General features: G+C 61.1%; 27 protein-coding genes. 14 read left to right on the top strand and 13 right to left on the bottom strand.

What is annotated here, in order from left to right; all coding sequences use genetic code 11:
* Positions 1-181: 181 nt before the first annotated feature.
* The 4 genes from bioB to IV091_RS03090 all read left to right on the top strand — a co-directional run bounded on the left by bioB (position 182) and on the right by IV091_RS03090 (position 3533).
* On the top strand, positions 182-1198 hold the full coding sequence (gene bioB / locus IV091_RS03105; RefSeq protein ID WP_293464979.1) for a biotin synthase BioB: 1017 nt from the start codon (positions 182-184) through the stop codon (positions 1196-1198).
* Positions 1199-1279: 81 nt separating this feature from the next.
* Entirely contained in the window at positions 1280-2182 is a 903-nt protein-coding gene (gene panB / locus IV091_RS03100) for a 3-methyl-2-oxobutanoate hydroxymethyltransferase (protein WP_293464978.1), read from the top strand.
* A gap of 29 nt (positions 2183-2211) precedes the next feature.
* Entirely contained in the window at positions 2212-3069 is an 858-nt protein-coding gene (gene panC, locus IV091_RS03095; protein WP_293464976.1) for a pantoate--beta-alanine ligase, read from the top strand.
* A 134-nt stretch (positions 3070-3203) separates the two neighbouring features.
* Positions 3204-3533, top strand: coding sequence for a cupin domain-containing protein (locus IV091_RS03090; protein ID WP_293464973.1), 330 nt, complete (start codon positions 3204-3206; stop codon positions 3531-3533).
* A gap of 23 nt (positions 3534-3556) precedes the next feature.
* Here the strand turns inward: IV091_RS03090 and IV091_RS03085 are convergent, their stop codons facing one another.
* The 4 genes from IV091_RS03085 to IV091_RS03070 form a co-directional block, all read right to left on the bottom strand.
* Complete coding sequence (locus IV091_RS03085; RefSeq protein WP_293464972.1) at positions 3557-4594, bottom strand: NAD(P)H-dependent glycerol-3-phosphate dehydrogenase; 1038 nt, start codon at positions 4592-4594, stop codon at positions 3557-3559.
* A gap of 49 nt (positions 4595-4643) precedes the next feature.
* Positions 4644-5111, bottom strand: a complete 468-nt coding sequence (gene secB / locus IV091_RS03080; RefSeq protein ID WP_293464970.1) for a protein-export chaperone SecB — start codon at positions 5109-5111, stop codon at positions 4644-4646.
* Between the two features lie 120 nt (positions 5112-5231).
* A complete protein-coding gene (gene grxC / locus IV091_RS03075) occupies positions 5232-5489 on the bottom strand; it encodes a glutaredoxin 3 (protein WP_293464967.1) in 258 nt (85 codons plus the stop codon).
* A 121-nt stretch (positions 5490-5610) separates the two neighbouring features.
* Positions 5611-6021 (bottom strand): rhodanese-like domain-containing protein, encoded by a 411-nt coding sequence (locus tag IV091_RS03070; RefSeq protein WP_293464964.1) that lies wholly within the window; start codon positions 6019-6021, stop codon positions 5611-5613.
* A gap of 109 nt (positions 6022-6130) precedes the next feature.
* Between IV091_RS03070 and gpmA the strand changes: the two genes are divergently transcribed.
* The 3 genes from gpmA (at position 6131) to IV091_RS03055 (ending at position 9371) form a co-directional block, all read left to right on the top strand.
* Positions 6131-6874, top strand: a complete 744-nt coding sequence (gpmA, locus tag IV091_RS03065) for a 2,3-diphosphoglycerate-dependent phosphoglycerate mutase (RefSeq protein ID WP_293464962.1) — start codon at positions 6131-6133, stop codon at positions 6872-6874.
* Between the two features lie 199 nt (positions 6875-7073).
* Complete coding sequence (locus IV091_RS03060; protein WP_293464959.1) at positions 7074-8513, top strand: S41 family peptidase; 1440 nt, start codon at positions 7074-7076, stop codon at positions 8511-8513.
* A gap of 108 nt (positions 8514-8621) precedes the next feature.
* Entirely contained in the window at positions 8622-9371 is a 750-nt protein-coding gene (locus IV091_RS03055) for a HesA/MoeB/ThiF family protein (RefSeq protein ID WP_293464956.1), read from the top strand.
* A 1-nt stretch (position 9372) separates the two neighbouring features.
* Here the strand turns inward: IV091_RS03055 and IV091_RS03050 are convergent, their stop codons facing one another.
* Complete coding sequence (locus tag IV091_RS03050; RefSeq protein WP_293464953.1) at positions 9373-11304, bottom strand: AsmA family protein; 1932 nt, start codon at positions 11302-11304, stop codon at positions 9373-9375.
* The gene (locus IV091_RS03045; RefSeq protein WP_293464951.1) at positions 11301-11480 is read right to left on the bottom strand and encodes a hypothetical protein; all 180 of its coding nucleotides are present in this window, start codon (positions 11478-11480) and stop codon (positions 11301-11303) included. Before IV091_RS03045 ends, IV091_RS03050 begins: the two co-directional genes overlap by 4 nt.
* A 195-nt stretch (positions 11481-11675) precedes the next feature.
* Between IV091_RS03045 and IV091_RS03040 the strand changes: the two genes are divergently transcribed.
* Complete coding sequence (locus IV091_RS03040; RefSeq protein WP_293464949.1) at positions 11676-12056, top strand: response regulator; 381 nt, start codon at positions 11676-11678, stop codon at positions 12054-12056.
* A gap of 2 nt (positions 12057-12058) precedes the next feature.
* Here IV091_RS03040 and IV091_RS03035 read toward each other — a convergent pair whose 3' ends face one another.
* Entirely contained in the window at positions 12059-12691 is a 633-nt protein-coding gene (locus IV091_RS03035) for a response regulator transcription factor (protein WP_293464946.1), read from the bottom strand.
* Between the two features lie 102 nt (positions 12692-12793).
* Between IV091_RS03035 and IV091_RS03030 the strand changes: the two genes are divergently transcribed.
* The 6 genes from IV091_RS03030 to IV091_RS03005 all read left to right on the top strand — a co-directional run bounded on the left by IV091_RS03030 (position 12794) and on the right by IV091_RS03005 (position 16355).
* Entirely contained in the window at positions 12794-14134 is a 1341-nt protein-coding gene (locus IV091_RS03030; RefSeq protein ID WP_293464942.1) for a CHASE3 domain-containing protein, read from the top strand.
* 200 nt (positions 14135-14334) lie between these two features.
* Positions 14335-14499, top strand: coding sequence for a DUF1328 domain-containing protein (locus IV091_RS03025; protein ID WP_293464939.1), 165 nt, complete (start codon positions 14335-14337; stop codon positions 14497-14499).
* 90 nt (positions 14500-14589) lie between these two features.
* Positions 14590-14994, top strand: a complete 405-nt coding sequence (locus IV091_RS03020) for a hypothetical protein (protein ID WP_293464936.1) — start codon at positions 14590-14592, stop codon at positions 14992-14994.
* A 68-nt stretch (positions 14995-15062) separates the two neighbouring features.
* A complete protein-coding gene (locus IV091_RS03015) occupies positions 15063-15428 on the top strand; it encodes a hypothetical protein (RefSeq protein WP_293464933.1) in 366 nt (121 codons plus the stop codon).
* Positions 15429-15440: 12 nt separating this feature from the next.
* The gene (locus IV091_RS03010) at positions 15441-15887 is read left to right on the top strand and encodes a hypothetical protein (RefSeq protein WP_293464930.1); all 447 of its coding nucleotides are present in this window, start codon (positions 15441-15443) and stop codon (positions 15885-15887) included.
* Positions 15888-16040: 153 nt separating this feature from the next.
* Positions 16041-16355 (top strand): BON domain-containing protein, encoded by a 315-nt coding sequence (locus IV091_RS03005; RefSeq protein ID WP_293464981.1) that lies wholly within the window; start codon positions 16041-16043, stop codon positions 16353-16355.
* A gap of 97 nt (positions 16356-16452) precedes the next feature.
* On the opposite strand, the gene IV091_RS03000 is transcribed toward IV091_RS03005, so the two are convergent.
* The 6 genes from IV091_RS03000 to nudB form a co-directional block, all read right to left on the bottom strand.
* On the bottom strand, positions 16453-16995 hold the full coding sequence (locus IV091_RS03000; protein ID WP_293464927.1) for a thermonuclease family protein: 543 nt from the start codon (positions 16993-16995) through the stop codon (positions 16453-16455).
* 70 nt (positions 16996-17065) lie between these two features.
* Entirely contained in the window at positions 17066-17899 is an 834-nt protein-coding gene (locus IV091_RS02995; protein WP_293464925.1) for a DUF429 domain-containing protein, read from the bottom strand.
* A gap of 42 nt (positions 17900-17941) precedes the next feature.
* On the bottom strand, positions 17942-18364 hold the full coding sequence (locus IV091_RS02990; RefSeq protein WP_293464922.1) for a BLUF domain-containing protein: 423 nt from the start codon (positions 18362-18364) through the stop codon (positions 17942-17944).
* 4 nt (positions 18365-18368) lie between these two features.
* A complete protein-coding gene (gene folE, locus IV091_RS02985; RefSeq protein ID WP_293464919.1) occupies positions 18369-19091 on the bottom strand; it encodes a GTP cyclohydrolase I in 723 nt (240 codons plus the stop codon).
* Positions 19092-19241: 150 nt separating this feature from the next.
* A complete protein-coding gene (gene clsB, locus IV091_RS02980) occupies positions 19242-20492 on the bottom strand; it encodes a cardiolipin synthase ClsB (protein WP_293464917.1) in 1251 nt (416 codons plus the stop codon).
* A 77-nt stretch (positions 20493-20569) separates the two neighbouring features.
* Positions 20570-20806, bottom strand: a 237-nt coding sequence (nudB, locus tag IV091_RS02975; RefSeq protein ID WP_293464914.1) for a dihydroneopterin triphosphate diphosphatase, incomplete at its 5' end; no start/stop codon positions are given.

The following is a 20806-nucleotide window of genomic DNA, read 5'->3' as shown; positions in this document are numbered from 1 at the left end:
CCCACCGTCCCCGAGGGCACGGCGCGCCTGCGCATCGCCCTGTCGGCGGCCCATACCGACGCCGACATCGACCTGTTGATTGACACCCTGACCGCTTTGGCCAGGGCCGCGCGCTGAGCCGGACCGCATCGCGGCATCAGCTAGACTCAAAAAAACCACCTGGTAAGAAGGAAAACAGACCATGTCCTCCGTTGTAGAACAACCCATCACCCTGCACCGCCCCGCCGCCCCGCTGGCCCCCAAAACCGGCGCCGAGCGCTGGACCGTGGACGCGATTGAAGCGCTGTTCAATCTGCCTTTTCCCGAACTGATGCACCAGGCGCAAGCCGTGCACCGCGAGCACTTCGACCCGACGCGGATTGAATTTGCCACGCTGCTGTCGGTCAAGACCGGCGGCTGCGCCGAAGACTGCGGCTACTGCCCGCAGGCGGCGCGCTACGACACCGGCGTGGAGGCCAGCAAGCTGATGGAGCCGGCCGAAGTGCTGGCCGCCGCCAAACTGGCGCAGGCCGCAGGCGCCACGCGCTTTTGCATGGGCGCGGCCTGGCGCTCGCCCAAGGAGCGCGACATTGAAAAAGTCGCCGAGCTGATCCGCACCGTCAAGGCACTGGGCCTGGAAACCTGCGCCACACTGGGCATGCTCGAAGACGGCCAGGCGCAAACGCTGCAGGACGCGGGCCTGGACTACTACAACCACAACCTGGACAGCGCGCCTGACTTCTATGGCGACATCATCAGCACGCGCCAGTACCAGGACCGGCTCGACACGCTGGCCCGCGTGCGCAGCGCCGGCGTCAAGGTCTGCTGCGGCGGCATTGTCGGCATGGGCGAAACCCGCCGCCAGCGCGCCGGCCTGGTGGCCGAGTTGGCCAACCTCACGCCCTACCCCGAGTCGGTGCCCATCAACAACCTGGTGAAGGTTGCAGGCACGCCGCTGGCTGACCAGGCCGACCTGGACCCGTTCGAGTTTGTCCGCACCATTGCGGTGGCGCGCATCACCATGCCGACGGCCCGCGTGCGCCTGTCGGCCGGCCGCCAGCAGATGGGCGACGCGGTGCAGGCGCTGTGCTTTCTGGCCGGCGCCAACTCGATTTTTTACGGTGACAAGCTGCTGGTCACCGGCAACCCCGACACCGATGCCGACCTCAAGCTGCTGGAGCGGCTTGGCATGACGCGCTCGGCGCCGCAGGCGGCCTGATGCCGCGCGCGACGGCCTTGATTTTTGAGGCCTGCTGAACAGCCCCCCGGATTAAACTCCCGCTCATTCAGGAGAGTGCCCATGACTTCAGACACCGCTGCCCCGGCAGCTTCAGCCACCCCTTATGGCACGCTGCCGCCGGCTTCCACGCCCTCGGCCCGCAAGCCCATGAGCCTGCCGCGCCTGCGGGAAATGCGCGCCCAGGGCGAAAAAATCACCATGCTGACCGCCTACGACGCCACCTTTGCCGCCGTGGCCGATGCGGCGGGCGTCGAATGCATCCTGGTGGGCGACTCGCTGGGCATGGTCTGCCAGGGTCTGACCAGCACCGTGGGCGTGACGCTGGAGGCCATGCGCCACCACACCGAGTGCGTGGCCAACGGCCTGCGCCGCGCGCATGGCGTGGCGTGGCTGATCGGCGACCTGCCGTTTGGCAGTTACCACGAATCGAAAGAGCAGGCGCTGCGCAGCGCCGTCACCCTGATGCAGGCTGGCGCCCACATGGTCAAGCTCGAAGGCGGCGGCTGGACCACCGAGACGGTGCGCTTCCTGGTCGAGCGCGGCATTCCGGTCTGCGCCCACCTGGGCCTGACGCCGCAAACCGTGCATGCGCTGGGCGGCTACCGCGTGCAGGGCAAGACCGAGGAATCGGCCGCGCTGCTGCGCCGCGACGCCAGCGCACTGCAGGACGCAGGCGCCTCCATGCTGGTGCTGGAAATGGTGCCAGCGGCGCTGTCGGCCGAAGTGACCGCGCTGCTGACGCACTGCCCCACCATCGGCATTGGTGCGGGCGACGGCACGTCGGGCCAGGTGCTGGTGCTGCACGACATGCTGGGCATGAACCTGGGCAAAATGCCCAGGTTTGTCCGCAACTTCATGGAGGGCGACAGCAACCGAAGCGCCAGCGTGCGCGGCGCCATGGAAGCCTATGTACGCGCCGTCAAGGACGGCAGCTTTCCGCTCAACAGCGCCCACGCCTGGTAGCCCGTCCCCACCCTATTCAAGGAAAACCCATGCACATCGTTCACACCATCGCAGACCTGCGCGCCCACCTCAGCCCCTACAAGCGCCCGGCCTTTGTGCCCACCATGGGCAACCTGCACGCCGGCCATATCGCGCTGGTCAAGCAGGCCAAGCCGATGGGCGATGTCACCGTGTCCAGCATTTTTGTGAACCGGCTGCAGTTTGCGCCGCACGAGGACTTTGACAGCTACCCGCGCACGCTGGACGCCGATGCCCAGCGCCTGGAAGCGGCCGGCTGCGATGTGGTGTTTGCCCCGCGCGAAAAAGACCTGTACCCCGAGCCGCAAACCTTCAAGGTGCATCCGGCGACCGACCTCAGCGACATGCTGGAAGGGCATTTCAGGCCCGGCTTTTTCATCGGCGTCAGCACCGTGGTGCTCAAGCTGTTTTCATGCGTGTTTGCCGGCATGCCGACGGGCGTGGCGGCCTTTGGCAAAAAGGACTACCAGCAGGTGCTGGTGGTGCGCCGCATGGTGCAGCAGTTTGCCCTGCCGATCGAGATTCTGGCCGGCGAAACCCAGCGCGCCGACGACGGGCTGGCGCTGTCGTCGCGCAACAGCTACCTCAATCCCGCCGAGCGCCAGGAAGCCGCGCAACTGGCCCAGGCCCTGCGCGCCATGGGCGACGCCGCCCGCGCCGCCGGTGCGACCGAGGCCCCCGATCTTGCAGCGCTGGAAGCCCAGGCCCTGCAGGCGCTGGCGCGGCGCGGCTGGAAGCCCGACTACCTGACAGTGCGCCGCCGCAGCGACCTGCAGCCCCCGCAAGGCCCGCTGGCCGGCGTGCCGCTGGTGGTGCTGGGCGCCGCCAAGCTGGGCAACACCCGGCTGATTGACAACCTGGAAATTTGACGATTGGCCGGACGGTGCTTGCGCAGGTATTGAAAACGCACCGAACCAGCGGCAGGACGAGTTTTTCCGGGCCGTTTTGCCCGTGAGGTATAAACCGCATGAAGGCATTACCGACGCACCCAAGGAGTTTCACCATGGCCATCTCGCACGCCGCCTCCGGGCAACTCGTGGACGTTCAGCCGCTGGCAGACCAGTTGGCCGAGGCCCGAACCACGGCACTTTTCAAAACCGGCACGCTCGAAGTAATGCGGGTGGTGATGCCTGCGCATAAAACCATGCCCTCGCACCAGGTCAAGGGCGACATGACAATTCACTGCCTGGAAGGCGAGATTGAACTGACGGCGCACGGCCAGACGCAGCGCATGAAAGCCGGCCAGCTGATGTGGCTGGCAGGCGGTGTCGACCACGCCCTGACGGCGCGGCAGGACTCGTCGCTGCTGGTGACGCTGGTGCTGCAGAAGTAGCGAGCGGCCCTGGCGCCCCGGCGTCAGGCTTGTTCGGTGGTCGGCTCGCGGTCCATCAGCAGCGCCACCGCCTCGGCGGGCTGGATTTTTCCGTCCAGCAGTGCCACCACGCTTTTCGCAATCGGCATGTCCACGCCCAGGCTGGCGGCGCGCTGCACCACGGTGCGGGCGCAGTAAACGCCTTCAGCCACATGGCCGAGCGACTGCACCGCTTCGGCCAGGCTGTTGCCTTGCGCCAGCAGCAACCCAACCTTGCGGTTGCGGCTCAAATCGCCGGTGGCCGTCAGCACCAGGTCGCCCAGCCCCGAAAGTCCGGTAAAGGTTTCAGCGCGGGCGCCAAGCGCCACGCCCAGGCGCGTCATTTCGGCCAGTCCGCGCGTGATCAGTGCGGCGCGGGCATTGAGCCCGAGCGACAGGCCATCACACAGCCCGGTGGCAATGGCCAGCACGTTCTTGACCGCACCGCCGACTTCGGTGCCGATGATGTCGTCGTTGGCATAGACGCGCAGCGTCGGGCCGTGAAACGCGGCCACCAGCGCATCGCGCACTTCGGCGTGTTCGCTGGCGGCCACCAGGGCCGTCGGCTGACCGCGCGCCACTTCGAGCGCAAAACTCGGGCCGCTGAGCACGCCGGCTCTTAAATTGGGCGCCACCTGGGCCCGTATCTCATGGACCATCAAGCCAAAAGGGGCGGATGACGCAGTGGATCCGGTTGCGGCGAGCGGCGCTTCAAAGCCCTTGCTGAGCCAGGCGACCGGCACGGTGGCGCGCTGCAGGCGTATCAGCATGTCGCGCGCGGCCGACACCGGCGTGGCCATGATGATGAGGTCTTGTCCGCTGAGCGCCTGGGCCAGCGAGGCGTCGCTGCCGCCCTGCACCCGCAAGCCCTCAGGAAAGGCAATGCCGGGCAGGTAGCGTGCGTTGGTGCGTTCGGCCTGCATAGCCTGGACCCGAGCCGCATCGCGCGCCCACAGGGTGACCTGATGCCTGCCCGTCGCGCGTGAGGCGCTGACGGCCAGCGCCGTGCCCCAGGCGCCCGCGCCAATCACGAGCAGGTTCACAACCGCAATCCGTCAGCGACGTCAGTGACAAACGGCATCTGAACGCCCCTCAAACAATGATCTGGGGGGGAGCCACTGCGGCAGCGGCGGCTTCGACCTGCTGCTGCTCGTACATCGCCTGGAAGTTGATTTCAGCCATGTGCACCGGCGGGAAACCGCCGCGCTGGATGATGTCGGCCACATTGCTGCGCAGGTAGGGGTAGACGATCTGCGGGCAGGCAATGCCCAGGATGGAGCCAATTTGCTCGGCCTGGATGTTGCGGATTTCAAAAATTCCGGCCTGCTTGGCCTCCACCATGAACACGGTTTTATCCGCGATCTGGGTATGCACGGTGGCGGTCACCGTGACCTCGAACAGGCCGTCAGCCACTGGCGCGGCGTTCACGCCGAGCTGGATGTCCACGCTGGGTTGCTCCTGATTCAGCAAGATTTCCGGCGAATTGGGTTGCTCGAGCGACAAGTCCTTGAGGTAAACGCGCTGGATCTGGAATACGGGGTCAAGATTGGCTTCGGCCATGGTGCTCTTTCGGGGGTTCTTGAAAAATGGAAATGAATCGCAAAGCCATCCGCACTCAAAAGCGTGCGGCGACTAGCGCTGCATTATCTCAGGGGGCGAAATTGGGCCTGTCGCCCGGACTCAGGCATTGAGCAGCGGCATCAAGCCGCTGCGGCCGTCGAGCGCGACCAGGTCATCACAGCCGCCGACATGGGTTGATCCGATGAAAATTTGCGGCACGGAACGCCGGCCGGTGATCTCCATCATTTTCTGCCGCTCGCCGGGCACCATGTCGACCCGGATTTCGTCAAGTTCGGTGACACCGCGCTCCTTGAGCAGCTGTTTGGCCTGAATGCAATAGGGGCAGGTGCCGGTGGTGTAGATTTTGACGGTTTGCATGCTTTCTCCGGGAGATGCTGGCAGGAGGCCAGGCACAGGGAATAAAAAAATCAGGGTCAGCCCGGAAATTGCCCGGGTTGCCACCCTGAAGCTGTCTTGCAGACAGCTACTTTCAGCCTTGTCAGGCTTTTTCAACCGGCAGGTTAGCGTCTTTCCATGCTTTGAGCCCGCCGCTCAATGATTGGGCCTGCTCGTAGCCGAGCTTTTTGGCAATGGCGACAGCACGGCCAGAACGCATGCCGCTGGCGCACACCAGAATCACCGGCAAGGCCTTGTTTTTTACCACGCCCGGCAGCCGGGACTCCAGCTCGCCCAGCGGTATGTGTTTTGCGCCCACCACGTGGCCAGCGGCAAATTCCTCGGCGCTGCATACATCCACCACCACGGCTTTTTCACGGTTGATCAGCTGCACCGCGCCGCTGGCCGTCAGGGCGCCCGCGTTCATGCTGCCTGAAATCATGGGCCATACCAGCATGCTGCCAGAAGCCAGTGCGACGGAAATCAGCATCCAGTTATCGATCAGAAATTTCACTTTGAACCTTTGTGTGTTTTATGCCTAACCCGTGATTTTAGAATAGAGGCAGAAACCGGCCTGCTGCCGGCCATTTATCGCCCTATCCTCAATACCGACTGCCCACTTTATGTACAAACTTGTGCTCATCCGCCACGGCGAATCGACCTGGAATCTTGACAACCAATTCACCGGCTGGACCGACGTGGACCTGACGGAGACCGGCATAGAGCAGGCCAAAAACTCCGGCAAGCTCCTGAAGCAAGAAGACTATGACTTTGACCTGGCCTACACCAGCGTACTCAAGCGCGCCACCCGCACGCTGTGGCATGTGCTCGATGAAATGGACCGGACCTGGCTGCCTGTGGTGCACAGCTGGCGGCTCAATGAGCGGCATTACGGCGCCTTGCAGGGCCTGAACAAGGCTGAAACTGCCAGAAAATACGGCGACGAGCAGGTGCTGGTCTGGCGCCGCAGCTACGACACCCCGCCGCCACCCCTGACCGCTGAAGATGAACGCTGCGAGCGCGGCGACCCGCGCTACGCCAAGCTGCCCCCCGAGCAGGTGCCCCTGACCGAATGCCTCAAAGACACGGTGGAGCGTGTCCTGCCGTTCTGGAATGAATCCATGGCGCCCGCCATCAAAGCCGGCAAGCGCATCATGGTGGTGGCCCATGGCAACTCGATACGCGCGCTGGTCAAGCACCTGGACAACATATCTGACGAGGATATCGTGGGGCTCAATATCCCCAACGGCATCCCGCTGGTGTACGAGCTGGACGAGAACCTCAAGCCGCTGCGCCACTACTATCTGGGCGACAGCGAAGCGGCTGCCAAAGCCGCTGCAGCCGTGGGCGCACAGGGCAAGGCCTGATATCCAGCCAGGGCCAGCCCGGGCGCCATTTTTTTGTAAAAGTCTTGTAAAACCGACGGATAAGCCGGCAGTTTCAACCCTTTTTCGGCACTGCATGGCCCTGCCAATGGAACTGTAGAGCGGCGCTTCTGTCCAAGGTGTATATTGCTCCAGTTCTGTAGGAGCAACGGTTCCTCAACAGACTTATGAAGGTATTTTTATGGGTCAAAAGCTCAAGACAGCAGGCTGGATTTCAATTGGCGTTGTGGCAGGCGCCCTCACCACGGTACAACTTCAGGCCGTCGCACGCGGCGGACTCACGCCATTGCCGCTCGAAGAGTTGCAGCAGCTTGCCGCGGTTTTCGGAATGGTCAAATCAGACTATGTCGAGCCGGTTGACGAGAAAAAACTGATCACCGACGCCATCTCGGGCATGGTGGCCAGCCTGGACCCGCATTCCGTTTACTTCGACAAAAAATCGTACAAGGAATTCCGGGAAGGCACCAGCGGTCGCTTCGTCGGCGTCGGCATTGAGATCAGCCAGGAAGACGGGCTGGTCAAGGTGGTGTCCCCAATTGAAGGCTCGCCGGCCGACCGGGCCGGACTGAAACCCAATGACCTGATCACACGGATTGATGACACGGCCGTCAAGGGCTTGAGCTTGAACGACGCGGTCAAAAAAATGCGCGGCGAGCCCCAGACCAAGGTGCGGCTCACCATTTTCCGCAAGGATGAAAACCGCACCTTCCCCGTCACCATCACCCGTGAAGAAATACGTACCCAGTCGGTGCGCGGCAAGGTGGTGGAGCCCGGCTACGCATGGGTTCGCCTGAGCCAGTTCCAGGAACGCACGGTGGAGGATTTCGTCGTCAAACTTGAGCAGATTTACAAGCAGGAGCCCAACCTCAAGGGCTTGGTGCTGGACTTGCGCAACGACCCGGGCGGTTTGCTGGATGCGGCCGTGGCCGTGTCGGCCGCCTTCCTGCCTGAAAACGTCACCGTGGTATCCACCAACGGGCAGCTGGCTGAAAGCAAGTTCACGTACAAGGCATCGCCCGAGTTTTACCAGCGCCGCAACGGGGCAGACCCGCTCAAGCGCCTGCCTGCAGCGCTCAAGAACGTGCCGCTTGTGGTGCTGGTGAATGAAGGCTCCGCCTCGGCCAGCGAGATTGTGGCGGGCGCACTGCAGGACTACAAGCGCGCCACCATCATGGGCACCCAGACCTTCGGCAAAGGCTCGGTCCAGACCGTGCGTCCGCTGGGTCCCGACACGGGCATCAAGCTGACCACTGCGCGCTACTACACGCCGAGCGGCAAGTCGATTCAGGCACGCGGCATTGTTCCCGATGTGATGGTCGACGAGACCGCCGAAGGCAGCCCGTTTGCCGCGCTGCGCACCCGCGAAGCCGACCTTGAAAAACACTTGGGCAGCGGCCAGGGCGCTGAAATCAAGGACGAGGGCCGGGAAAAGGCCCGCGAGCAAGCCATGAAGCGACTGGAAGAAGAAGCCAGGAAGACGCCTGAGCAGCGCCGCCCGCCCGAATTGGGCAGCGACAAGGACTTCCAGCTGGGGCAAGCCATCAATAAGCTCAAGGGTCGCCCTGTGCTGGTCAGCAAGACGGCCGTGGTCGAACCTAAAAACGAGAAAAAAGAAAACTAGGCCTGAACCCGGGCGAATCAGGCCCCAACGAGCCCGGGCCGGCTTGCGTCATGGCACTCAAGCCGGCCTTTGCATGTGTCCTTCCCAATTTCCGCTTCTTTTTTCTTCATGAACGACGACCAGCTGCTCCGCTATTCCCGGCATATCCTGCTTGACGAAATAGGCATTGAAGGCCAGGAAAAACTCCTGTCCTCCCATGTGCTGATGGTGGGTGCGGGGGGGCTGGGTTCGCCGGTGGCCTTGTACCTGGGCAGCGCCGGCGTTGGCCGCATCACGGTCGTCGACCATGACCGGGTCGATGCCACCAACCTGCAGCGGCAAATCGCCCACACGCTGGCGCGCATCGATCAGTTCAAGGCCGCGTCCGTAGCACAGTCCATTGCCGCCATCAACCCGGATGTCAACGTCATGACGATCACTGAACGGGCCGATGATGCGCTGCTGGACAAACTGGTCCAGGAAGCCGACCTGGTGCTGGACTGCACCGACAACTTCGCGACGCGCCACGCCATCAACCGTGCCTGTGTCCAGCACCGCAAGCCGCTGGTGTCAGGAGCCGCCATCCGCTTTGACGGGCAAATCGCGGTTTATGACCCGCGAGACGCTTTGTCTCCGTGCTACGCCTGCGTGTTTCCGGAATCCGAGTGGCTCGAAGACACGCGCTGCGCCACCATGGGCGTGTTTGCGCCGCTGGTCGGCATCGTGGGATCGGTGCAAGCCGCCGAGGCCCTTAAACTTTTGTGCAATGTAGGGCAGCCGCTGACAGGGCGACTGCTCATGCTCGATGGCCGCAGCATGTCATGGAACGAGATGCAATTGGCACGCAACCCCGCCTGCACCGTCTGCGGCGGCCATTAAATTAACGCTTGCCCGCCGTGGGCTTGGCCGCTTTCGCCAGCACCGCCTGGCAATCCGCGTCGTGGCCCGGGCCGGTTTCCACCGTGGCAGCCAGTGCCAGCAAAGGGTTGATGGCGGCCAGCACCAGGCCAATTCCGACCCGACCCGCCAGCGCAGCCTTGTCTGGACCCACTGAGGGCGCAACAAAAGTACCACCAATGAGCAGTGGCGACCGCAGGCTCAGAATGCTGCGGTCTTTGGGCGAGGGTTCCAGAACAATGTCCAGGGTTTCCTTGGCCAGACTCACCCGGCCGCGGCCATTGATCACGGTATCGGTGGTGTCCAGCACGATGGCACGGCTGGTCATCAGCCCGTCCGTCACATCAAAGGCTGCAGCGGCGCAGCGCAGTTGCACCGTACGGTCACCGCGCACCAGAAACTTGATGATTTCGCCGCCGTCCAGGCCCATATACTCCAGCAAGATGTTGCTGATTTCACCCTTGCCCATCAATATGGCGACATCCCCGGAGGCCGACCCGAGCATTTGCGCAGCCGAATTGCCACGCCCTTTCAGGTCAAACTGCCCGCTGATTTTCCCCAGGCTGCTCTTGGTGGTTTCGACGGCAGGAAACAACTGGTTCAACTGGACCCCGCGCACGTCAAGCCGGGTATTAAAGGCGGCAGGCACCACGTTCGCGTCGATATGAATACGTCCCGCAACGCTCCCTCCGGCAACCCCCAGGGACACGGGTTCCAGATCCAGGACCCCATCTTTCAGCTTGACGTGAACGCTGCCCTTGTCGAGCGGCAGCGCCTTCACATGCCGGATGTCCGCAGCGGCGTATGTCACGTCGGCGTTCATGGCCTTGAGCCTGTCCACGTCCAGCGTCGCCACGGGCAGCACCTTGCCTGAAGCGGCGCCAGCGATGCGGCCCGAACTGCCCGACGGCGCCAGGCCGACCACCGGCCCCAAATCCGCAAAATCCAGCAGCTTTGACGCCACTTTTCCTGTCAGCATCGGCACCGCAGCCGACTGGTCAAAACTCAGCGCGCCACTTAGGTCCGACTTGCCCAGTACCCCCTGAATCTGGCTGGCGGACCAGACCTTGCCTTTCTTGAGCAACTTGCCGCGAAGCTTGTAGGGCGGCGTGGAAGGCAGGACGACGCCCAGCAGCTTGTAAAGCTCTCCAAGATTTCGCCCCTGCAGATCAACCGTGGCGTCCAGGCTGGCGAACTCTGCAATATTGGCAATCGAGCCCTTGGCCTTGAGGGTGGTTCTTCCCGCCGTGGCATTCACTTCAATAGGGAATGGGGCCTGGATATTCTGGTTCAGTTGCAGCACGCCACCGCTTCGCCCGTCAGCGCTAAACGCCTCATTTTTCCATTTTCCCTTGGCGTTGAATCGCAAGGGAAGCTGGTCGGGCGCCTCCTCGGCAAGGGTAAATTGAGCGGTTATATTGGCGCCTTGCGCCGCTGCCCGGTAGTGAACGCTACCGTTATTAACCAGCAAGGCGCCGATCACCGGGACAGCGCTGACGTCGGATGTGTCGCGCGACAGCGCCCAGGTGCGCCGCCCATCGGGCTCAATCTGCAGGCCAAGTTGCGCTTCAGTCAGCACAATCCGGGGCAGCACGACCTTGCCCAGCAACAGGGGTAACAACTCGATATCGAATTCGGCAACACCCGCTTTAACCAGGAAAGGCTCGCTCGCCCACTCGGGATTGGAAAACTCCACACCCTCCGCCCGCACGGTGCTGGTCAGGCCTGGGCGCACCGCCAGATGTTGCGTAATTGCGAAGCGGCGCCCCAGCTGTTCCGAGACATAGCGGTTGATAGGTTCACGAAGTGAATCCCATGGGAAAAAATAAATGCCCGAGGCCAAAACGACCAGCAAAGCGACGGTGCCCGCAAGCCACTTTCGGGCGGAAGCAGATTGGAACAGGGGGTTTTTCATTCGTTGAAGGTGGTTACGGCCAGTTTCAGAAAAATTCTTTTCGTCGCAGCGGCCGGCAGCGCACCAACCGCCAAGGGGGCAATCAACAGATGCGGGCACTGGCTTGCAGATGGTTGACTATCAAGCAAAAAGACGCTGAAGGCCAGTCGGCAAGCGCCATGAAACGCTGTGGGCATGTACCTACAGTCCTTTGCAATGCGGACGTAGGAAACATCCTACTCAGATAGACTGGGCCGGATGGCACAATCAACTGGCGGCAGAAGATACATTAAGTAATGGGGCAGGATTACATCCGCTGACTCTTGCCGGCAGCAACTGGCGGGTCTTTCGCAATGTTCCGAATCCCTAGCGTCGTTAATTAGGCAAGAGCAGTGAGACTTAAAACTTATATCGTCGAAGACAACCCGACCATTCGCGAAAACCTGATTGGCACACTGGAAGAATTGGCCAGCATCAACGCGGTGGGAAGTGCCGAAACCGAGAACGAAGGCAAAGCGTGGCTTGCTGAAAACCGGAATGAATGGGACTTGGCGATCGTTGACCTGTTTCTCAAACAGGGAAGTGGACTGGGCGTGCTTGCATCTTGCCGGGACCGTCCATCGAGACAAAAGGTGGTCGTACTGAGCAACTACGCCACGGCAGACATTCGCCAGCGCTGCGCACAATTGGGTGTTGACGCAGTTTTCGACAAATCAAACGAAATCGATGCATTGGTGGACTACTGCATCCAGCAGAGCAGTCAGTCCGCTTGAAATCAGTCGATCAACTTGTTCTTGAGCGCGTAATAGGTGAGGTCACTGTTGGAAGAAAGACTCATTTTTTCCATCACGCGGGTGCGGTAGGTACTCACGGTTTTGACGCTCAGGGAAAGCGCCTTTGCAATGTCGCCCGCCGTCTCCCCTTTGGCCAGCTTGAGAAACACCTGAAACTCCCGCTCCGACAATTGCTCATGGGCAGCCATGTCCTTGGGGCGGTTCAGTTGCTGCGCCAGCAACTCCGCCACTGCCGGCGTGATGTAGCGCTTTCCAAGAGAAATCACACGAATCGCATCGACAATTTCCGACGGGTCGCACTCCTTGTTCAGGTAGCCGCTGGCGCCCTGACGAATCAGATTGACCGCGTAATGCTCCTCGGGGTAACCGCTCAAAATCAGGATACCCACGTCGGGCGCTTTGGCACGGATCATGGCCAAAGCGTCGATGCCACTCTGGCCGGGCATGGAAAGATCCATGACCAGGATGTCCAGCTCGACATTGCGAACCAGATCGATGGCCTCGCGGCCACTGCCGGCTTCGCCGACGACCCGCAAGTCCACCTGATCCGAAAAAAATTGCTTGAGCCCGGTACGCACAATGGCGTGGTCATCCACAATTCCGATTTTTATCATGTCGCTGTCTTTCTTTAACGGCTGCGCAAAGCGCGCCATCATCATTGATTTCCAGCGCTCATTATTGTCGAATTATTCACTGAATACTGAATGGATTTTGCCGTGAAAAGATTTGCAATATACAAAATAGCCATCAGCCTGCCCTTGGCGGTGCTGGCTGCAGCCCTTCTCATATTTATCAACGAAGCGAGTTTTCAGCGTTCTACTGCGGCGGCGGCCAACATTGAGGAGGCGCAGCAAACCCGCGGTGCCATCAACAAGTTGCTGCAGCATGTGCTGGACGCAGAAACCGGGCAACGGGGGTATTTGCTGACCGGCGATCCTCGCTACCTGGAGCCGTACACCACCGCCATGGCGGATCTTCAGCAGACCCTTGGGGTTCTGAATCAGCTGTTCGCCCCCTACAAAGACCAACTCGCAGAGTTTGGCGTCATGTCAGAGCATGTTTCACGCAAACTGGCCGAAATGGACTTGAGCGTACGCATGCGAAGGGAAGGCAACGAGGACGCCTGGAAATTCATCCTGACCACGGACGTCGGCAAAGTGCACATGGACGCGATTCGTGCACAGTCGGCCCGGCTGACGGCCAGCAGCATCAGCAAAATGGAACTGGGGCAAGCGCAGATCAAAAAGACATTGCTGCTGTCCCGCATCGGCATTGCCACCATGGCGCTGGCCGGGCTGCTGGCTTTTTACATGTACCTGCAGCAAACCAAGGCCTTGCTTGCCGCCGGCAAGCGGGAGCAGGAGTCGCTGCAGCGTGAGCGCGACATGCTGGAATCGCAGGTGCGCGAGCGCACTGCCAGCCTGGCCAAGCTGGCCACCCATTTGCAAAATGTGCGGGAGGACGAGCGGGGTCATCTGGCACGTGAACTGCATGACGAGTTGGGCTCACTGCTGACGGCTGCCAAGCTGGATGTTGCCAGGCTCAAGTCGCGCCTGGCTGGCAACGTGCCAGAAGCCACAGAACGCCTGGCGCATCTGACCAGCACGCTGAACAGCGGCATTGCCCTGGCGCGGCGCATTGTTGAAGATTTGCGTCCCTCCTCGCTTTCCCACCTCGGGTTGGTGGCATCGCTTGAAATTCTGGCCCGGGAATTTCAGGAACGTTCGGAATTGACCATCACCACCGACCTGGAGCATGTCGAATTGGGCGGGGCCGCGCAACTGACCGTTTACAGGCTGGTTCAGGAGTCGCTGACCAACATCGGCAAGTATGCCGAGGCCAGGCAGGCTGAAATCAGCCTGCACACCTTTGACGGCTATATCTCCGTCGAGGTCAGGGACGACGGCAAGGGCTTCAAGCTGGACAGCGTGGGGCCGACCAGTCACGGCCTGGCAGGCATGCGACACCGCGTTGAGGCCGCTGGCGGCCGACTGACCGTGACGAGCAGTGAAGGCAGCGGCACGCAAATTCGCGCGGTGCTGCCCCGGGGCAGTTGAGCCTGGCGCAGCGTTGCAGCAGTCCCCATTTCCCCTGAAACCATGCACGCGTAACAAACTGTCAGCCGTCTCCTACAGTGCTTCCACCCTGGAACTGACAGAGGCACACGTTCGCAGCCGATGAGAAAAAATCAGCTTCTTTCTTAAGCTAGTTGCAGGCGTTTCAAAAGAAGCCCGCCAGCCCAAGCAAGGAGATTGAGATGCTGCACTATTCCGTCGTTTTTCTGGTGATCGCACTGATCGCCGCCGTATTTGGTTTCGGCGGCATTGCAGCAGGCGCCGTGGAGATTGCCAAGATACTCTTTTTCATCTTCGCAATCATGGCGATCGTGAGTTTTGTCGTCAGCCTGCTCAAAAAAAAATGACGCCTGCTACTGCAGGGTGCCATCCCACGCAGCGCCTTCTCTCTACCCAGCGCACACTTTCCTGAAATTCCAACTCACCAAGGACTCAAAATGAACACCCCAAACGCCTCCAGATTTGCCCACGATGCCCTGCCTGCCATGCGCCAGGCGTCTGATGACTTGATGCAAACCGCTGGCAAAGCGGTTTCGTCAAGCCGCAGCTACGCCAACGAGGCCCTCGACAAAGCCGAACACACCGTGCGCGAATTGCGCGGCAACATCGATCCGGTTGTCGACATGCTGGCATCCAAGGCACAAAAGCTGGCGCGCCACAGTCTTGACCTGGCCACAGAGGCCAAGGACCGCGCCGAGCACTCCCTCAAGCGGGCAGCGAACGTGACCACACGCTACGTGGCCGATCAGCCCCTGCGTTCCGTGCTGATTGCCGCGGCCGTTGGCGCTGCGGTAGCACTGCTGATTGCATCTGCCCGCAATCGCGATCAAAACCGCCGCTAACGCAATCATCTGCTGAAATGTTGCTGACTTTTCAGGCCAAGCGCTGACCCCCAACACATACCCTGCTCATGCTGCATCCGCTTTTTTCAACGCTTGTACAGAGACCCGATCTGGTCGTGGACCACCTCTCGGCCTACGCCGCGTTGTTTCATGATGAAGCCTCCTCCGCAGCCTCCGCGTTATTGACGCGCGCAGTGGCCTGGGTGCTGGTCGCATTGTCGGCAATGGTGTTTCTGGGCTTGGCAGGCACAGCCCTGATGCTGGGCCTGCTGCAAAACCAGTTCCATTGGGGTTTGGTTGCGGTGCCGGGCTTTGCCTTGGGATTGCTGCTCATTGCGTTCTTTATGGCGAGAAAGCCGCTTCAACGCGAGCGTTTTACCGAACTCAAGGCGCAGATGGAAAGCGACAAACGGGCGCTGCGCTCGGTGGCCTGAAGGTATATCGGCATGAACTCCCTTTCAGATCCGACGCCCCAGGAGCGACTGGCAAGCAGCCGCAGGGCCATTCTCAGGCACATGACGCGGGACCGCCAAAGCCTGGACGACCCAACCGGTCCAGACACCGGCGAACGGATGGAATCTGGCGCGGGGTCTGGCGGCAAGTGGGGCGTGTTCAAACATGCCGTACGGGCCTGGTGGCACCACCACCCTGTGCATGTGGCGCTTGATGTCGCCACGCCGGTGATCGGCCGCTATGCCGCAGAAAAGCCCTTCAAGCTACTGGCGATTGCAGCCGGTGTCGGTGCCGCGACGGTCGTGCTCAGGCCGTGGCGCCTGGTTTCGCTGGGAGGGCTGCTGCTGGCAACACTCCGGTCATCCGAGCTTTCAAACGTCGTGCTGTCGGTGCTTTACAGCGCCCCGCGCGATGCGGAACAACCACAGGAAACCCCATGAACACCCAAAACACCTCCTCCGCCGAGCTCAAGGATTGGCTGGAAAAATAACCCTTAACGCAGGTCGATGGGCGTGGTGCCGCTCATCGACAGGCTTTTTAAACTTGCACCAGTTCAGTTCAGTTCAGTTAAGTCAAATCAAGAGGAAAACCCCATGAAATACGTTCGCGCAATTGCATTCGCCGCTCTGGCAGGTATCACCATCATCGGCAGCGGTTGCGCTGTTGTCCGCGGCCAGGAAACTGCTGGTGCCTACGTTGATGATGCTGCCATCACGACCGCCGTCAAAGCCAAGTTCCTTGAAGACAAAACCGTCTCCGGCCTGTCCATCAGCGTCGAAACGCTCAATGGCACGGTTCAGCTGTCCGGTTTCGCCAAGTCAACGACTGAAAAAGCCCAGGCAGGAAATATCGCCATGGGCGTGAAGAACGTCAAAAGCGTTCGCAACGACATCGTCGTTCGTCCTTAAGCGTTGATCCGCTCCTTTCGCTGCTGCGGTAGCGAAACATCAGGCAGGCGATGAAAATTTCATCGCCTGCTTTTTTTGCGTCCCTGCCAACGACGCGTCATGACGGGTAGCAAGTTCCATGCTGTTTCCGGAACGTCCCGGGATACACCGCGGGCGCCGCATGTGCTGGCGAAAAAATTCCTATCCCCGCAGCCTGGGCATGACGCTGCTGCACGGCGTAGGGGCCGGGATTTTTGCGGTAGCGGTAGGACCAGGCATACCCTTTCATCACCATCCACTTCCCCAAGTCGTCATCCTTTAAATCAACCCGCGCCAACAGCCGACCGTAGTCATCATGACGCCTGCCGTAAACCACGACATGCTGACCCAGCGCCCGGTGCTTGAGCGCCTCGCGCGCCATACGGCCTCCCGGCTGGCAAATCTCGGGGGCATCAAGGCCGTCCATGCGAATGTGGACCGGTTTGCCACCATCTGCCGGGCGCACATGAACGCTGTCGCCGTCCACCACATAGCTCACGACGCCCGACCAGCCGGGCTGCTCGCGTGCCGATGAGAAGGCCGGAGAACACCAGGCCACCAAGATGGTGAAGGCGGTAAAAGCCAGTACCGCCAGCAGGGCGGCCCGGGAAGCCGAAGTCACATGTTTCACTTGCCACCAAATAAATAGCATTAAACCCTCATATCTATTGGGCCAGAGGCTTGAATAATACTCAAATACGCGTCGCCTCGGCCGTGACTATCCAGCCTTCCAGCGGATCCATCCCGGGCGGCAAGCCATAGCGGGGTGCCCCCTGCCCCGCCGCCCACGCGGCCTGCATCAGGCACAAGACGGCATCCAGGCTGTCGCCGCTGGCATCGTCAATGAGCGCGTCGCGCTGGGCATGACTGACTTTCAGACGCAAACCCAGCCGGGTTTGCCCATGCTCCAGCGCGGTGATCAGGTCTTTGCGGGCAATCAAGCGCTCGGGCGTCTGTTTGGCCCTGTCGTCGCTTTTGTAGGAGCGCTTGCCCAGCACCTCGCGCGCGAGCAGACCGGGGTAGCCCTCCAGCGCAACACGCTGGCTGTCGCCGTCATGCAGACCCGGGAAATGCACGCCCGCATCCAGCAGCCGCGGCACACCGGCGTGCAGCATGTAGGCTACCGGCGGATTGACCCATTTCATGGAGGGGCTGGAGCCGGCCGGCTTGTCGGCGGCGCGATGGGAAAATTTTTGCCCTGCGGGACGCGCGTTGCAGAAAGCTGCAAAGGCATTGCGGATCTCGGGACGGCTCATGCCCGCGTAGTGGCGGATCAGCCCAGGCCAAAGCACCGGCCAGGCCAGGTGTTCCACGAGCTCGCGCGGCAGGCCAAAGGGCAGGTCAAAGGCTGCTATCCAGGCCCGGTCCTGGCGCACCCAGTGCGTAAAGCCTTCCAGCGACTCAATGCGCTCCAGGCCCGCCAGCAACACGCGTGCGCCGGCGCACGAACCTGCCGCCATCACAATTGGTTTGCGGCGGCTCGGGCTGCTGGAAAAATCACAACCTATCAGCAAGGCAGCGGTCATGTGCAAGCCTGTCGGCAAGCCGGCAGCAATGATGACGCGGTATCAGGACCGGCCGATGATGGACGCGGTGGCCATCAGTTCTTCAAGCAATGCAAAAGATACCTTGCCAGACGCCGAGTAAGGGTCGAGCTCAGGCTTTTCGGAGTATTTCAGCAAAATGGACTGGTTCAACTTGAGGATATTGACCTGCCCCATGGTCCAGCCACTGAAACGGCGCTCTGATATTTCTTCATATTGAAGCAGCACGACATCCTTGTGGCGCACATCCCGCTGTATGTGGCCATACAAATCACTGATGGCCATTCGACCGCCTTCAATGGCCTGCAGAAAAATACCCCCGCCGTAGCAAAGAATGCCGGTAATCCCGGAGGTCGGGTTGTACTGTCGTGACTGCGCCAAAATAGCCTCGATGGCGGAGGGACTGGTGTCCAGCGCGCGACTCGCATAAAGCAAACGTACCAACATTCAGTCAGCCTTTCCGGGGAAGTAATGCAAGGAATTCGCGGCGAAGGGTCGGATCCTTGAGGAACACGCCACGCATCACGGAATTGATCATTTTGCTGTCCATGTCCTTGACGCCGCGCCAGGACATGCAGAAGTGACTGGCCTCCATCACGATGGCCAGACCATCAGGCTGCGTTTTTTCCATGATCAGGTCGGCCAGTTGCACCACGGCTTCTTCCTGGATCTGGGGCCGGCCCATGACCCATTCAGCCAGCCGCGCGTACTTGGACAAGCCAATCACATTGGTGTGCTCGTTAGGCAAGACGCCAATCCATATCTTGCCGATCACCGGGCAAAAATGGTGCGAGCAGGCGCTGCGTACCGTGATCGGCCCAACAATCATCAACTCGTTGAGGTGTTCGGCATTGGGAAACTCGGTGATGTTGGGCGCCTCGACATAACGGCCCTTGAACACCTCGTTCAGGTACATCTTGGCCACGCGGCGTGCTGTGTTGCCTGTGTTGTGGTCGCCAGCGGTGTCAATCACCAGGCTGTCGAGCACGCCCTGCATCTTGACCTCAACTTCATCCAGCAGCTTTTCCAGATCACCCGGCTCAATGAACTCGGCAATGTTGTCGTTGGCATGGAAACGCTTGCGGGCATGGGCCAATCGTTCGCGAATTTTGACGGAAACAGGCGTGCCTTCATCCGTTGCGTCCTGGGGGTGCGTGGTAGTTTTCATAAGCATGTTGGATATTACCAGCTTGTCCCAAAAACAGACTCGCCCGACATATTTCAAGGTTTTATGCCCTTAGCCCAATAACTGCGGACATATGAAGCTACTATTTATATAGCATTCTCAATCACTGGCCACGCCCCCCTGTGGCCTCAAAAAGGCTCAGTAACGCTGCCCGGTGACCAGCAGCGCGAGTCGCATCAAAGCATATGCCAGCCAGCCCTGCAAACGCTGGCCAAGCGGCCGCTGACTGTAAGCAGCGGGGTCCATGCGCCGCCCCTGCGTGGTCATGGCTTCGCACAAATGGCCTCTCAGGACCTGTGCAAATGCAGGGTCGTCGACCACCACATTCGCCTCCCGGGCCAGCAGCAAGCTCAGGGGATCAAGGTTGGACGATCCCACGGTCGCCCAATGCCCGTCCACCACCGCGACCTTGGCATGCAAAAAACTCGCTTCGTATTCATGAATTTCAACCCCGGCGGCCAACAGGGCACCATACACCGGCCGGGCAGCATGGTATTGAAAAAAGTGTTCATACTTGCCTTGAAGCAGCAGCGTCACGCGCACGCCGCGCCTGGCGGCCCGGACCAGGGCGCGGCGCAGCTTGCCACCGGGCAGAAAATAGGCGTTGGAAATAATGATTTCGTGGCGGGCCTGGCCAATCGCCTTGCGGTAGGCGCGCTCGATGCTGGCGCGATGGCGCAGGTTGTCGCGCAGCACCAGCGCAGCCCGGGGGCGTGCCATGGCAGATGATGCCGCACCGGCGTTTGACGCAGGCGCAAGTTGCGGGACATCGGCAAGCCCGCCGTAACCCGCAGCCCTGAACTTCTCCCACGCCTCGCCCAGATGCCGCTGCCGCGCGCTATACCCTACCTGGACGCGCCACCAGAGCAAGGCCATGGCGTCGGCGGCCTCCAGCGCCAGTGCCCCCGTTGCGGCGACTGCAAAATCAAAGCGCGGGGCCTTCAGTTCACCGTGAATCAGATCAAAGTAATCGTCCAGTACGTTGATGCCACCGCAAAATACCAGGCGCTGGTCAACCACGCACAGCTTGCGGTGCAGCCTGCGCCAGCGTTCAGGCACCAGCAGCCCCAACCCACCCAGACCGCCAAGTCCTGCCCCCAGCGGCGAGTAGACGCACCACGCAACGCCTGCGCGGGCAAACTTCTGATGCCAGTCCGAAGGCAAAGGACTGGTACCAATGCCGTCCACCAGCACTTGAACCGTGACACCACGCCCGGCAGCGCGAATCAAAGCGTCGGCCACCTGCGCGCCGGCGCCGTGAAAGTCAAAAATATAGGTTTCCAGCTGAATCCACCGCGTTGCGGCATCAAAAGCCTCGATGAGCGCCGGGAAAAACGCCTGGCCACTGTGCAGCAACTGCAGTTCGTCAGCGCTCTTGCGTGGAAACATGGGTGGGTGGTGTTGCGTCATGCATGCGGTGTTTGCCAATCCGGTCGGCCGTGCATGGGCGCCATGCGTAGCGCCACTCAAGCGATGAACTGCGGCAACAACAAAATGGCTTCGGCATTGGAGGGTGAAAAACAGCGCTCGGCTGCGGCGTGATACGGCAACCACTGCCAGGCCGTGTGCTCGCGCGGATTGAGCGTGACGGCACACCGCTGAGGGATGCACAGGCCAAACACATGCTCGGTGTTGCGTGTGACCCCCGGCGCGTAGCGATGACGCCACACCGGGTAGATTTCATACACATTCGACAGCCCCCA

The organism is Polaromonas sp. (assembly GCF_018780625.1).
Lineage (GTDB): Bacteria > Pseudomonadota > Gammaproteobacteria > Burkholderiales > Burkholderiaceae_C > Polaromonas.
The sequence above is the reverse complement of the archived record's forward strand: the minus strand, read 5'-3'. Positions and strand labels throughout refer to the sequence as shown.

Excerpts from the sequence above, each read along its gene's own strand:
- bioB (WP_293464979.1), top strand. The coding sequence starts at position 182 with ATGTCCTCCGTTGTAGAACAACCCATCACCCTGCACCGCCCCGCCGCC.
- panB (WP_293464978.1), top strand. The coding sequence starts at position 1,280 with ATGACTTCAGACACCGCTGCCCCGGCAGCTTCAGCCACCCCTTATGGC.
- panC (WP_293464976.1), top strand. The coding sequence starts at position 2,212 with ATGCACATCGTTCACACCATCGCAGACCTGCGCGCCCACCTCAGCCCC.
- IV091_RS03090 (WP_293464973.1), top strand. The coding sequence starts at position 3,204 with ATGGCCATCTCGCACGCCGCCTCCGGGCAACTCGTGGACGTTCAGCCG.
- secB (WP_293464970.1), bottom strand. The coding sequence starts at position 5,111 with ATGGCCGAAGCCAATCTTGACCCCGTATTCCAGATCCAGCGCGTTTAC.
- grxC (WP_293464967.1), bottom strand. The coding sequence starts at position 5,489 with ATGCAAACCGTCAAAATCTACACCACCGGCACCTGCCCCTATTGCATT.
- gpmA (WP_293464962.1), top strand. The coding sequence starts at position 6,131 with ATGTACAAACTTGTGCTCATCCGCCACGGCGAATCGACCTGGAATCTT.
- IV091_RS03060 (WP_293464959.1), top strand. The coding sequence starts at position 7,074 with ATGGGTCAAAAGCTCAAGACAGCAGGCTGGATTTCAATTGGCGTTGTG.
- IV091_RS03055 (WP_293464956.1), top strand. The coding sequence starts at position 8,622 with ATGAACGACGACCAGCTGCTCCGCTATTCCCGGCATATCCTGCTTGAC.
- IV091_RS03050 (WP_293464953.1), bottom strand. The coding sequence starts at position 11,304 with ATGAAAAACCCCCTGTTCCAATCTGCTTCCGCCCGAAAGTGGCTTGCG.
- IV091_RS03045 (WP_293464951.1), bottom strand. The coding sequence starts at position 11,480 with ATGCCCACAGCGTTTCATGGCGCTTGCCGACTGGCCTTCAGCGTCTTT.
- IV091_RS03035 (WP_293464946.1), bottom strand. The coding sequence starts at position 12,691 with ATGATAAAAATCGGAATTGTGGATGACCACGCCATTGTGCGTACCGGG.
- IV091_RS03025 (WP_293464939.1), top strand. The coding sequence starts at position 14,335 with ATGCTGCACTATTCCGTCGTTTTTCTGGTGATCGCACTGATCGCCGCC.
- IV091_RS03020 (WP_293464936.1), top strand. The coding sequence starts at position 14,590 with ATGAACACCCCAAACGCCTCCAGATTTGCCCACGATGCCCTGCCTGCC.
- IV091_RS03015 (WP_293464933.1), top strand. The coding sequence starts at position 15,063 with ATGCTGCATCCGCTTTTTTCAACGCTTGTACAGAGACCCGATCTGGTC.
- IV091_RS03010 (WP_293464930.1), top strand. The coding sequence starts at position 15,441 with ATGAACTCCCTTTCAGATCCGACGCCCCAGGAGCGACTGGCAAGCAGC.
- IV091_RS03005 (WP_293464981.1), top strand. The coding sequence starts at position 16,041 with ATGAAATACGTTCGCGCAATTGCATTCGCCGCTCTGGCAGGTATCACC.
- IV091_RS02995 (WP_293464925.1), bottom strand. The coding sequence starts at position 17,899 with ATGACCGCTGCCTTGCTGATAGGTTGTGATTTTTCCAGCAGCCCGAGC.
- IV091_RS02990 (WP_293464922.1), bottom strand. The coding sequence starts at position 18,364 with ATGTTGGTACGTTTGCTTTATGCGAGTCGCGCGCTGGACACCAGTCCC.
- folE (WP_293464919.1), bottom strand. The coding sequence starts at position 19,091 with ATGCTTATGAAAACTACCACGCACCCCCAGGACGCAACGGATGAAGGC.
- clsB (WP_293464917.1), bottom strand. The coding sequence starts at position 20,492 with ATGTTTCCACGCAAGAGCGCTGACGAACTGCAGTTGCTGCACAGTGGC.